Source organism: Micrococcus luteus NCTC 2665, assembly GCF_000023205.1.
Taxonomy (GTDB): domain Bacteria; phylum Actinomycetota; class Actinomycetes; order Actinomycetales; family Micrococcaceae; genus Micrococcus; species Micrococcus luteus.
In genome coordinates, this window is the sequence record NC_012803.1 from 2489077 (window position 1) to 2501097 (window position 12021).

Consider the following 12021-nt stretch of genomic DNA (forward strand, 5'->3'; position numbering starts at 1 on the left):
CCACGTATCATCGGATTCCGACCCCGTCGTCAGGAGAAGAGCCCGTGCCCCAGCCCATCGCCGTCGGCGCCGTCCTGGGCGGCCGCTATCGCATCACCCAGCACGTGGTGACGTCCGCGGACCAGGACATGGTGTTCCTGGGCACGGACCAGGTGCTCAACCGCCGCGTCACCGTGCTCGTGGCCTCACGTGAGAACGCCACGCAGGTGGCCTCGTCCGCGCGGGAGCTGGCCACGGGCGAGCGCACCGACGACGTGCAGGTGCTCGACCTGGGGCTGTCCGAGGGCCGCACGTACCTGATCGCCGGCGGGGACCCCGACCCGGACGTCCTGCTGGGTCTGGCGTACCCGCAGGAGCTGTACGTGGAGCCGTTCCAGACGGACAGCCTCGGCTCCGAGCTGTTCGGCGAGTCGCGGACCGGAGACCCCCACGCCTACGACGACGACGAGGCGTACTACACCGACCTCGACCGCCGGCTCCGCGCGGACGAGGACGAGGCCCAGCGTCGTCCCGGGTTCCTGAACCGCCTCTCCGAGCGCCTCGCCGAGCGGGTCCGTCCCTCCGACGGCACCGCGGCGAAGGCGGCCGCCGGGGCGTCGGCCCTGGCCGCGGCGGACGCCGCCACCCGGAAGCAGCAGGAGGAGCGCGAGCGGGCGGAGCGGGAGGCCGCCGAGCGCGCAGAACGCGAGCGCAAGGAGGCCGAGGAGAAGGCCCGCGCCGAACGGGAGGCCGCCGAGCGGGTCGAGCGGGAGCGCAAGGAAGCCGCCGAACGCGCAGAACGCGAACGTCGGGAGGCGGAGGAGCGTGCCGAGGAGGAGCGCCGCGCCGAGGCCGAGCGCGCGCGTCGCCAGGCGGAGCAGGAGGCGGAGGAGCGGGCCGCGCGCGAGCGGGAGGCCGAGCAGGCCCGGCTGGCCGCGGAGCGGGAGGAGGCCGAGCGCCGCGAGCTCGAGCGCCGGGCCGAGGCCCGCCGTCGTGCCGAGGAGGAGCGGGCCCGGGAGGCCGCGGAGCGCGAGGCTGAGAAGCGCGCAGCCCAGGAACGCGAGGCCGCGGAGCGCGAGGCTGAGAAGCGCGAGGCCCAGGCGGGCACCGCCGCGCTTCCGGCCGTGGCGGCCGAGAAGACCGACGCACCGGAGCCGGCCGCCCCGGACACCGAGGCTATCCCCGTGCGTCGCCAGCGTCCCGTCCCGCGCCGCGTGCTGGAGACCGAGTCCGCGCCGGCGGTCGACGAGAAGTCCCGCGGCACGGCGGCGCCGGTGGCCGCCGGTGCCGCGGCCATGCGCGCTGCGGATGCCGCGACCGCGGGGTCGACGGCCGCCGCCGCGGCTCCGGACGCATCGACCGCCGCGTCCGCCCCGCCGGCCGGGGGCGGCGAGGGCGCCACGGTGGCCGATCCAGGCGATGGGGACAGCCGGAAGAGCGGCGGCCCGCTGGCCCTGCTCCTCGTGCTCGGCCTGCTCGCCGCACTCGTCGTGGGCGGGGTGCTGCTGGCCCAGAACCTGCGCGGCGGGCCGGCCCCGCAGGCCGCGGCCGCGTCGTCCGAGTCTGCGTCGTCCGGGTCCGCATCGGACACCCCGTCGCCGTCGGAGAGCACCAGCCCCTCCCCCACCCCGACCAGCGAGAGCGCCGCGGCCGCCCCGCAGCCCGTCCAGGCCCTGCGCTCGGTGCCGGACCTGCCGGAGCACGAGGCCGAGCACGACGCGGACCTGCCCAACCTCATCGACGGCGACCCCACCACCGTGTGGCGCACCTTCGCCTACGCACGGCCGAACTTCGGCGGCTATGTGGAGAGCATGAACCTCGTGGTCCAGCTTGAGGACCGCACCGAGGTGAACGAGGTGACCCTGCAGAGCACGGGGGCCACCGGTGGCGCCTGGTTCGCCTACATCGCCGACTCCCCCGAGGGCGCGAACGCCCAGGAGATCGGCAACGGCACCTTCGACCAGGACACCGTCTCCATCCCCGTGCCGTTCGAGGGCACCGAGGCCGAGGCCGAGTACGTGATCGTCAGCCTCACCTCGCTGCCCCAGCTGGAGGGCACGACGTCGGACCTCCCGTTCGGCCTGCGCCTCGGCGAGATCGCCGTCCGCTGACCCCGCGCCCAGGCGACGGCGCGCCGGACCTTCCGGCCGCCGTCGCCGGACGACGCTGCACCGCGGCCCGACACCGCGGAATACCCGCCCGTGGCTCCGCCGTTGTCCTGGAGGAGCGTCCACCACCCCGATCCACTGGAGGAACCCGTGGCCCCCACCGCCCAGGACCAGAGCGTCCACAACGTCGTGATCGTCGGATCCGGCCCCGCCGGATACACCGCGGCGATCTACACCGCCCGCGCCGACCTCTCCCCCGTCCTCGTGGCCGGGGCGGTGACCGCGGGCGGCGAGCTGATGAACACCACCGAGGTGGAGAACTTCCCGGGCTTCCCGGAGGGTGTGCAGGGGCCCGAGCTGATGGCGAACCTCGAGGCCCAGGCCCGCCGGTTCAACACGGAGGTGGTCTACGACGACGTCGTGCAGGCCGACCTGACGTCGAACCCCAAGGTGCTCACGCTCGGCGACGGCACCCAGCTGCGCACCCACGCGGTCATCCTCACGACCGGCTCCGCCTACCGGAAGCTCGGCGTTCCCGGCGAGGAGCGCCTCTCCGGCCACGGCGTCAGCTGGTGCGCCACGTGCGACGGCTTCTTCTTCCGCGAGCAGGAGATCGCGGTCGTGGGCGGCGGCGACTCCGCCATGGAGGAGGCCCTGTTCCTCACGAAGTTCGCGTCCAAGGTGACCGTGCTGGTCCGCAAGGATGAGCTGCGCGCCTCCAAGGTGATGGCCCACCGCGCCATGGAGAACGAGAAGATCGAGTTCCGCTGGAACACCGAGGTCACGGAGGTGACCGGTGACGACAAGGTCAACACCCTCCGCCTGCGCGACACCCGCACCGGTGAGGCGTCCACGCTGGACGTGACCGGCCTGTTCGTGGCCATCGGCCAGGACCCGCGCACGGACCTGGTGCAGGGCCAGGTGGAGCTCACGGAGCACGGCACCATCCGCATCGACCATCCGTCCTCGCGGACCTCCCAGCCGGGCGTCTTCGCCGCCGGCGACGTCACGGACCACACCTACCGCCAGGCCGTCACCGCCGCCGGCTCGGGCTGCGTGGCCGCCCAGGACGTGGAGCACTACCTCGCGACCGTGGCCGATGTGGAGGAGGCCGCGCCGGCCGGCCCCGAGTCGGACGCGAACCCGGCATGAGCCACCGACTCATGACCCCTGACGGATCGTCATGGGTCATGTCGATAACACCCCTGTCCACCCTCGTCAGACACAGAACAAACCCCAGGAGGCTGCCATGAGCACCATCACCGTCACCGACGCCGACTTCGACCAGAAGGTCCTCCAGTCCGAGCTGCCCGTCCTCGTGGACTTCTGGGCCGAGTGGTGCGGCCCGTGCCGCATGCTCGGGCCCGTCCTGGAGGACATGGCCGTGGAGCACGAGGGCAAGGCCGTGATCGCCAAGCTCAACGTGGACGAGAACCCGGCCATCGCCGCGCGCTACGGCGTCACCTCCATCCCGCTCGTCGTGGGCTTCCAGAACGGCGAGAAGGTCGCCGAGTCCGTGGGCGCCAAGCCCAAGGCCGCGCTGGAGAAGGAGTTCTCGGCCCTGCTCGGCTGAGCCCCTCCCCCACTCACCACGACGGCCCCGTCACCCCAGAGGGTGACGGGGCCGTCGTGCGTTGATCTTCAGGACCAGCGGCGGGTGCCCGTGGACGCCGTCCGCGGGAACTCCGGATCAGGACTTCTTGCCCTTCCCCTTGCCGTCCTGACCGCCCTGGATGAGGTCCATGATGCGGTTCAGGTCCTCTACGGTGGTGAAGTCGATGGCGATGCGGCCCTTGCGCGCGCCGAGGGTGATCTTCACGGCGGTGTCCAGGCGGCTGGTGAGCGCGGTGGCGTAGTGGTCCAGGCGCTCGTGGCGGGCGTCGTCCGTGCTGCGCCGCGGCGTGCGGCCCGGCCGGAGCCCGCCCTGCAGCTGCGCGACCGCCTCCTCCGTGGACCGGACGGACAAGCCCTCCGACTGGATCCGCTGCGCCAGACGCTCCATGTCCGACGGGTCCGTGAGACCGAGCAGCGCACGCGCATGGCCGGCCGAGAGCGTGCCGGCGGCCACGCGGCGCTGCACGAGGGGCGGCAGCTTGAGCAGCCGCAGCGTGTTGGAGATCTGCGGACGAGAGCGGCCGATGCGCTGGGACAGCTCCTCCTGCGTGCAGGCGAAGTCCTCCATGAGCTGCTGGTAGGCGGCGGCCTCTTCGAGCGGGTTCAGCTGGGAGCGGTGCAGGTTCTCCAGCAGAGCATCCCGCAGGAGGTCCTGGTCCGGGGTCTGGCGGACGATCGCCGGGATGGTGTCCAGGCCGGCCTTCTGGGTGGCGCGCCACCGGCGCTCGCCCATGATCAGCTCATAGGGGGTGGGGCCGTCCACCTCGCGCACGACGATCGGCTGCAGGATGCCGACCTCGCGGATCGAGGTGACCAGTTCCGCCATGTGGTCCTCGTCGAACACCTCACGCGGCTGCCGCGGGTTGGGGTGGATGTCCCCCACCGGGATCTCCCGCAGGACCGCGATGTCCGCGGACACGGTCCCCTCGGTCGCGGCGGACTCAACGCTCGAGTCCCCCGGTTCGTTCCTCGACGACGTCGCGGAGGTGGCACGCTTGCTGGGCGCCTTCACCGTCGGCATGGCCGGACGCCCCTTGGTCGGCCGCGCCGCGGGTGCATCCTCGGAGTCTGCGGAGAAGAACACGTCGACGGGACGCTGCGCGGGTCGCGAGGCACGCTTCGACGAGGTGGGCCCTGCCTTCGTGGCGGACGTGGCGTTCCTGCCAGTCGCAGCCGTTGATTTCCCGGCCTGTGTCGTTCGGCCCGCGGTCTTCCGCTGCGAGGCCGACGGGGCGGGCTCGTTGGACTCCCCTGGCGTCTCGGTCGTCGCGGTGCTCCGCGTCGATGTCGTGGTGGCCTCCGCTGCCGCGGCAGCCTTCGGGCCGCTCTTCACCGGCACCGCAGAGTCCTTCGGGGAGGTGGCCTCGGCGTTCTCTTCCGGGGCTTCTACAGTGCTCTGGATCAGGGCGCCGAGGCCTCGCCCCAGGCCTCCTCGACGGCTCGTCTTCAACGGGTCCTCCTGCAGTGAGTGGGTCTGGGATCAGTGTAGGTGAGCGGCCTGGTCTCGATGGTCCCGGGCGGCGGGAAGACACTTCTCAAGGTGCTCTGGCCCTGACCGCCGGGGGGCGCGCGAGGGCCTGACACGTGCAAGGGGCGCGGCGAGGTTCGGGCCCCGGTTCTGGGGTGAGACGTCCGTATTGGGCCCGGACGGCAGGAGGTGGGCGCGCGGACAGCACCTGCCGCGAGCGTGAGTGTTTCACGTGGAACACTCCGAGTGGGGGCGCTTCGGAAGGATGCCGCTGCAATCCCCAAGACCTCCTCGTGTTCCCTCTCGAGGTTCACTCGTTTCACATGAAACGCGAGCCCGCGTCGACGAGCGGACGGTATCAGAATCACGGCTGCTCGGTTTGTTTTCCATGTGCTCCCCGGCCGATCAGCTCCCGTGCGGACGATACTCAGATTGCTGGTTACCCGCATGATGATGTGCCTCATCTTGTGTGAAATGCCGGACCAGCAACGAAGCACTCGTCTCACTCCCCCGCGGTGCGAGGTGAACACTCGAATCAGCGAACGGATGAGCTCGGCTACTCGTCGCTTCGCCGTCAGTGCTTCCTCGCACCCGCGCAGCTGACGAATTGAACGCTGCTTGGCCATCCGCGTTTCACGTGAAACACGGACGAATCTGTCATCCAAGTACGACATGAGTTCGTGGTGGGCCACGTGCTCGCTCACCCGCGAGTCAGTGCCACCTTCCTGCTTCATTCTCGGTCAGCTCGCTCCCGGCACGGAACGTGTGCTCCCTGGATCGCCCGAGGTGGCGACCTCGCGGCACGGCCCTTTGTCCCGGAGCTCGTTTCACGTGAAACGTATCGTTCGAAGATTCCACCGCGCGCTCATGCCGTGGAAGCCCGCCCCCAAGCGGGTCGCATCCCGAGGCTGGCGTGCGCAGGGGCCACTATATCTTGAGAGGTTCAGTCTCGCCGCGTCGCTGATAAAACTGGCTCGGATCCAGTGAGCGCCGACCACCAGTCGTTCGGTTTCACGTGAAACGTGCTGGGAGGGAACGCCGGGTCGCGGGTTCGGTGCCGGGGCAGCGTGCACCCACTTCCGCCATCGACGGTATTGCTCGATGTGGTCGCCGATGTCACGGGCGGCAGTACAGTGACGCGGCTGGCCCTCCACCCGACCTACCGAATCCATTCGTCCTGTCAGCTGAGGCCGCCCATCAAAGTCTCAGGACCGCCTCGTGTGGAAACTGGGTCTTCATGACGTCCATCCGCGGACAGCTGCGGTCAGGAACCGACGCTAGGGGAGCGCGGACCACCGTGTTTCACGTGAAACCCCCGGTGACCGGCCGATTACTCGACGCCCTGGTTCCCACGTCGCTGCAAGCGACAGAACCACACGGCCCGCCCCATCCCGCACGGAGCCGCCGCGGGCTCCCCGGGGGGCCTCTACCGCAGTCACCATTGACACGCCGTCCCCGTGCCCAGCCGTCAGACGCCACAGGAGACTGAGCAGGACTCATCAACACCGCAGAGACATCTACCGCCGCACACCTTAGACGTCCCTTGTCCACAGATGTTGTCCACATATCAACATCAACGTTCGCTGGTGACCACGTCAAGACGCCTGTTGGCCAGTTCAACCACTTGCCTCTGTATACATTGGGGGCACACGACCGCTCTTCCTCACTGGAGGCTCTCTTTCTCCGCACACAGGAATGCACAGCAGAACTGTCCTTCAGGCGCCGCCAATCGGCCCCTCCAACTCAGACGAATCACAGCAGACCCCCTCGCCGCTGACGTCCCCTCTCGCACACGCTGACTGACAGACCGGCCGCGCACCCCCGCGACGGCACTCTGACTCGTGCTCCGCTCTGGCCCCCGATTCCCTGCACGTCACCGACGGCGAGGAGGTCTGACATGGGGGAGGGGGCACCCAGCCACGGCACCCGGCCTGCTCGACGGCTGCATTCTCGGGGCTGCCACGAGCCCGCCTGGGGCGGCAGGGACGGGCCATGCCCTGCACGTCCGCAGCCGCCGGTTAGGACGTTCCCTACGAACCGCGCAGCTCCCGAGGCGCACCTCAACGCACGGTGCACCGCCGGCCGGCCATCACAGCCGCGGTCCCGCCCCAGGGCGAAACCGTCCTCCCCGTGACTTCGTGCGTCGCCGCCCCCGGCTGCCCCCACGCCTGGCGACAGATGCGCCCCGCCCACAACGGAGCGGCAGAGGGCTCGGCCCAGGGGAGGAGAGGGGAGCGGGACAGACGGGAGCGGTCCACTACGGGCACCCCTCCCCATCGTCCCATCGCGGCGGCACGACGCTCGCACCCTCGGAGGGGGTCGTTTCACGTGAAACACGGTCGTCCGCTATGCCCAGCGATTCCGCTTGTCTTCCTGCCGCTTATCTCCCGGGCCGCACTCACTCACGACGAAGCCCGCCGGGGGATCGCTCCCTCCGGCGGGCTTCGTCGTCGTCAGCAGCGCCACCCGGCGACCACCGCAGCAGCGGGTCGCCTGCGCGTCAGCCCTTCAGGGCCGTCGGCGCACCGCGGCCGGCGATCTCCGCGGCCGCCTCCCGGTACGCCACGGCGCCGGCCGAGGCCGGGTCGTAGGTCAGCACCGTCTGCTGATAGCTGGGGGCCTCGGAGATGCGGACGTTGCGGGGGATCGCGGTGTTCAGCAGCTGCTCCGGGAAGTGCGTCCGGACCTCCTCCGCCACCTGCACGGCGAGGTTGGTCCGCGCGTCGAACATCGTCAGCAGGATGGTGCTCACCTTGAGGCGCGGGTTCAGGTGTTTCTGGATCATCTGCACGTTCTTGAGCAGCTGCGAGAGGCCCTCGAGGGCGTAGTACTCGGCCTGGATCGGGATGAGCACCTCCTCAGCCGCCACGAACGCGTTGACCGTCAGCAGGCCCAGGGACGGCGGGCAGTCGATGAACACGTAGTCCAGCCGCTCCTGCCCGACCTCCTCGCGCCAGGCGGTGTACGCCTCGAGCGCCCGCGACAGTCGCTGTTCGCGGGCCACCAGCGAGACCAGCTCGATCTCGGCACCGGCCAGGTCGATCGTCGCGGGCACCACCTGCAGGCCGTCCACGTCCGGGGCGTCCTGCACGACGTCCTGGATCTCCATCTCGCCCAGGAGCACGTCGTACACGGAGGCCACGTCTCCGGTGTGGGGGATGTTCAACGCGGTGGATGCATTGCCCTGCGGGTCGATGTCCACCACCATCACCCGCATGCCCGCGCGGGCGAGGGCCGCGGCCAGGTTGACCGTCGTCGTCGTCTTGCCGACGCCGCCCTTCTGGTTGGACGTCGTGAATACGCGGGTGCGGTCGGGGCGCGTCAGACGGCGACGCTGGAGCCGCGCGGGCTCCTCGGCGTCGGCGCCGCCCTTCTCGGCGGTCCGGCCGGTCCACTTCTGGCGCAGGGCCCTCCAGGCCCCACCCCGGCTCTCCTGCTCCTGCGCCATGCGGCTCTACCTCCTGGGTCGCGGGTGTGCGGATCTGCTGCCGCCCGGCCCGTCCCGTCCCGGTGGGGGAGGGGTCAGCGGGGACGCGCGCTGACGCGCACGACGGTGGTGGTCTCGGGCAGCAGGCCCTCGCCCACCGTGAGGATCTCGGGCTCGGCACCACCATACTTGCGCAGGACCTTGCGGGCGGCGGCGATCTCGTCGGCCGCGGAGCGGCCCTTGATGGCCAGCAGCTCCCCGGCGCCCTGCAGCATCGGCATGGTCAGCGGTACGAGGGTCTTCAGCGCGGACACGGCGCGGGCGGTCACGACGTCGACGTCGAGGTTCCCGGAGACCTGCTCGGCGCGGCCGCGGATCACGTCCACGTTCTCCAGGCCGAGGTCGGCGACCACCCTGTCCAGCCACTCCACGCGCCGCTCGAGCGGCTCGATGAGCAGGAACTGGCAGTCGGGGCGCGCGAGCGCGAGGCACAGGCCGGGCAGGCCCGCGCCGGAGCCGACGTCGGCCACGAGCGCGCCCTGCGGGAGGAGCTCCTCGACCACGGCGCAGTTCAGGACGTGGCGCTCCCAGAGACGGGGTGCCTCGCGCGGGCCGATCAGGCCCCACTCGATGCCGGTGTCCGCCAGGTGGGCCACGTATGCCTCGGCCCGGGGGAGGGCCTCGCCGAACAGCTCGACGGCGGCCGGCCGCAGCGCGTCGGTCAGCGGCGGCGCCGGCTGCCCCACGGGCGCGGGGCGGTCGCCCCGGTCCTGCGGATCCAGCCCGGGGCGCCGCTCGTAGGCCGAGCCCCGCTCAGTCATCGGCGGAGATGACCACGTGCCGGCGGGCGCCCTCGCCCTCCGACTCGGAGGTCAGGCCGGCGTCCGCGACGACGTCGTGGACGATCTTGCGCTCGTACGCGCCCATGGGCTCGAGGTGCACGGGACCCTCGCCGTCGCGGACGCGCTCGACGGCCGCCTGGGCGGCGGTGCGCAGGGCGACGTTGCGGCGCTCCCGGTGCCCGCAGACGTCCAGGATCAGCCGGGAGCGGTGCCCCGTGGCGGCGAGCACGGCCAGCCGGACGAGCTCCTGCAGGGCCTCCAGGGTGCGGCCGTCGGGGCCGACGAGGCCGTCCAGGCGCTCGTCGTGGTCCTCGGAGACGACGGACACGTACGTGCGCCCGTCGCGGACCTCGATGTCGATGTCCCCGTCCAGGTCCGCGATGTCGAGCAGCTCCTCGACGTAGTCCGCGGCGACGTCGCCCTCCTCCTCGAGGCGGCGCACCGCCTCCGAGACGGCGGCATCGTCCTGCTCCGCGACGCGAGAGCCCTGGCCCGCGGGGGTCTCGACGACGGCGTCCTCGGCCTCGGGGGCCGGGGTCACGTTCTCGGCGGACATGCTCACTTCCTCCTGCGGTTCTTGCGCTGGGGCTGGACGCGCTGACCCGACTGGCGGACGACCTCACCGTTCAGCACGGCACCGCCGCGGCCCGCCTGGGTGTGTGCGGACGAGGGCGTGGCCTCGGCGTTCGACACCTTCTGGCCCACGGGGGGCAGGCCCTTGGCGGCGCGGCGCTCGTTGAGCTCCTTCTCGGCGAGGGAGCCCGGGGTCGGGTTGTTGCGGATGATCCACCACTGCTGGCCGACGGCCCAGAAGTTGGAGTAGGTCCAGTACAGGAGCACGCCGATGGGGAAGTTGATGCCGCCGATGCCGAAGATCAGGGGCATGGCGTAGAGCATGATCTGCTGCGTCTGCATCATCGGGCCGGAGAGGGCCTGCTGCGTCATGTTCTTCGTCATGAGCATCTTCTGCATGAAGAACATCGAGCCCGACATGAGCAGGATCAGCACGATCGCCGTGACGATCACGGGCCCGCTGCCCGGCGCGCCGAGCGAGTTCATGAAGGTGTCCGACATGCGGGCGCCGAAGATCGTGGAGCCCTCGAAGGAGCGGATCTGGTCCGCGGACAGGGCGTCCATGGCCTCGCCGCGCTCGGCCGCGCCGCGGGCGCCGATCAGCACCTGGTACAGCGCGAAGAAGAACGGCATCTGGATCAGCAGCGGCAGGCAGGCGGCGAACGGGTTCGCCTTGTGCTCCTTCATGAGCGCCTGCTGCTCCATGGCCATGGCCTGGCGGGAGAGCTGGTCCTTCTTGCCCTTGTACTTGGCCTGCAGCTTCTGCAGCTCGGGCTGGATGGCCTGCATGGCGCGCTGCGCCTTGATCTGCTTGACGAACAGCGGGATCAGCAGGGTGCGGATGAGCACCACCAGCAGGAGGATGGACAGGGCCCACGTCCAGCCGGAGTCCGCGGGCAGGCCCGCAAACTCCAGGATGCTGTGGAACGCCCCGAGCAGCCAGGACATCAGCCAGCGGAACGGGGAGAGGATGGCTTCGAACATGGGGGTCAATCCTCCTGCGGGAGATCAGGTGGGATGGGAGGGTGGTTTAGGGCGAGGATGCGCGGCTGCCGGCCCGGCGGCCAGCGTCGGTGCCCGGGCGGGACCGGGTCCACGCCGCCGTCGTTCCAGGGATGGCACCGGCCGATGCGCCGCGCGGCGAGCCACGACCCCTTCACCGCGCCGTGCACGTGCACGGCCTCCAGCCCGTAGGCGGAGCAGCTGGGGAAGAACCGGCACACGGGTCCGTACAGCGGGGAGACCACGGCCCGATAGACCGTGAGCAGGCCCGCCAGCAGGGCGGACGGCAGCGCGCGCAGCGGCCCCCACTCACGGGAGGGCTCGAGCACGACGAAGGGCGAGGGCGTGACGGTCATCTACGCGTGCTCCGAGGCGGCGGGCAGGTGCGGCTTCAGGGCCTTGCCGAGCGCGCCGACGGTCTCGCGGCGCAGCAGCGCGTAGTCCGCCTCGGCGGCGGCAGGCAGCGCGCGGACCTGCACCAGAACCGGCAGGTCGCGCAGCGGGGGCAGGCGCATCTGCTCCGCGACGACGGCGCGCAGCCGCCGCTTCACCCGGTTGCGGGTCACCGCGTTCCCCACGGCCTTGGACACGACGAACCCGGCCCGCGGCCGAGGGGCGCTCGGCGACGTGGACCGGGTCTGATCGGGGTCCGTGGCGACGCTCACCACGACGGTGCGCCGACCCGCGCGGGTGCCGGTGCGACCGAGGTGACGGAACTCCGCGGGCGTGCGGACGCGACGGTCACGGGGCAGCACGGGGCGCGCCGTCCCTGGACCGAGGTCCTCAGGCGGACAGCTCGGCGCGGTTCTTGCCGCGGCGAGCGGACAGGATGGCGCGGCCGGCGCGGGTGCGCATGCGGGCACGGAAGCCGTGCTTGCGGGCACGACGGCGGTTGTTGGGCTGGAACGTGCGCTTGGTCACTGTGATCTCTCCACGACGTGTTGTGTGCCTTCGACCGTCGACCTGAGCAGGTGGACCAGGGGGAAGGACCGGTGAGGCTCTGACATG

Annotated in this window: 11 protein-coding genes; 3 read left to right on the forward strand and 8 right to left on the reverse strand. The window is 71.2% G+C overall.

Features of this window, described 5'->3' with window-relative positions; all coding sequences use genetic code 11:
- Window positions 1–44: 44 nt before the first annotated feature.
- The 3 genes from MLUT_RS23110 to trxA all read left to right on the forward strand — a co-directional run bounded on the left by MLUT_RS23110 (window position 45) and on the right by trxA (window position 3660).
- Window positions 45–2090 (forward strand): hypothetical protein, encoded by a 2046-nt coding sequence (locus MLUT_RS23110; RefSeq protein ID WP_012751159.1) that lies wholly within the window; start codon window positions 45–47, stop codon window positions 2088–2090.
- A gap of 147 nt (window positions 2091–2237) precedes the next feature.
- Window positions 2238–3239 (forward strand): thioredoxin-disulfide reductase, encoded by a 1002-nt coding sequence (gene trxB, locus MLUT_RS23115; protein ID WP_010079783.1) that lies wholly within the window; start codon window positions 2238–2240, stop codon window positions 3237–3239.
- Window positions 3240–3270: 31 nt separating this feature from the next.
- Complete coding sequence (gene trxA, locus MLUT_RS23120; RefSeq protein ID WP_328832748.1) at window positions 3271–3660, forward strand: thioredoxin; 390 nt, start codon at window positions 3271–3273, stop codon at window positions 3658–3660.
- Window positions 3661–3777: 117 nt separating this feature from the next.
- Here trxA and MLUT_RS23765 read toward each other — a convergent pair whose 3' ends face one another.
- From MLUT_RS23765 to rpmH, 8 genes are all read right to left on the reverse strand, one after another.
- Entirely contained in the window at window positions 3778–5151 is a 1374-nt protein-coding gene (locus MLUT_RS23765) for a ParB/RepB/Spo0J family partition protein (protein WP_080555884.1), read from the reverse strand.
- A 2518-nt stretch (window positions 5152–7669) separates the two neighbouring features.
- Entirely contained in the window at window positions 7670–8617 is a 948-nt protein-coding gene (locus MLUT_RS23135; RefSeq protein WP_010079779.1) for a ParA family protein, read from the reverse strand.
- A gap of 74 nt (window positions 8618–8691) precedes the next feature.
- The gene (gene rsmG, locus MLUT_RS23140) at window positions 8692–9417 is read right to left on the reverse strand and encodes a 16S rRNA (guanine(527)-N(7))-methyltransferase RsmG (protein WP_010079778.1); all 726 of its coding nucleotides are present in this window, start codon (window positions 9415–9417) and stop codon (window positions 8692–8694) included.
- Window positions 9410–9994 carry a Jag family protein gene (locus tag MLUT_RS23145; protein ID WP_002856437.1) on the reverse strand — a complete coding sequence of 195 codons (585 nt, stop codon included), beginning with the start codon at window positions 9992–9994 and terminating at the stop codon, window positions 9410–9412. Before MLUT_RS23145 ends, rsmG begins: the two co-directional genes overlap by 8 nt.
- A 2-nt stretch (window positions 9995–9996) precedes the next feature.
- The gene (gene yidC, locus MLUT_RS23150; protein ID WP_010079777.1) at window positions 9997–10995 is read right to left on the reverse strand and encodes a membrane protein insertase YidC; all 999 of its coding nucleotides are present in this window, start codon (window positions 10993–10995) and stop codon (window positions 9997–9999) included.
- A gap of 5 nt (window positions 10996–11000) precedes the next feature.
- Entirely contained in the window at window positions 11001–11369 is a 369-nt protein-coding gene (gene yidD / locus MLUT_RS23155) for a membrane protein insertion efficiency factor YidD (RefSeq protein WP_002856440.1), read from the reverse strand.
- Window positions 11370–11768, reverse strand: coding sequence for a ribonuclease P protein component (gene rnpA / locus MLUT_RS23160; protein WP_010079776.1), 399 nt, complete (start codon window positions 11766–11768; stop codon window positions 11370–11372).
- A gap of 28 nt (window positions 11769–11796) precedes the next feature.
- Complete coding sequence (rpmH, locus tag MLUT_RS23165) at window positions 11797–11934, reverse strand: 50S ribosomal protein L34 (protein WP_002856443.1); 138 nt, start codon at window positions 11932–11934, stop codon at window positions 11797–11799.
- Window positions 11935–12021: the final 87 nt, after the last annotated feature.

Coding starts and splice junctions, on each gene's coding strand:
- trxA (WP_328832748.1), top strand. CDS start 3,271: ATGGGTCATGTCGATAACACCCCTGTCCACCCTCGTCAGACACAGAAC.
- MLUT_RS23135 (WP_010079779.1), bottom strand. CDS start 8,617: ATGGCGCAGGAGCAGGAGAGCCGGGGTGGGGCCTGGAGGGCCCTGCGC.
- rsmG (WP_010079778.1), bottom strand. CDS start 9,417: ATGACTGAGCGGGGCTCGGCCTACGAGCGGCGCCCCGGGCTGGATCCG.
- MLUT_RS23145 (WP_002856437.1), bottom strand. CDS start 9,994: ATGTCCGCCGAGAACGTGACCCCGGCCCCCGAGGCCGAGGACGCCGTC.
- yidC (WP_010079777.1), bottom strand. CDS start 10,995: ATGTTCGAAGCCATCCTCTCCCCGTTCCGCTGGCTGATGTCCTGGCTG.
- yidD (WP_002856440.1), bottom strand. CDS start 11,369: ATGACCGTCACGCCCTCGCCCTTCGTCGTGCTCGAGCCCTCCCGTGAG.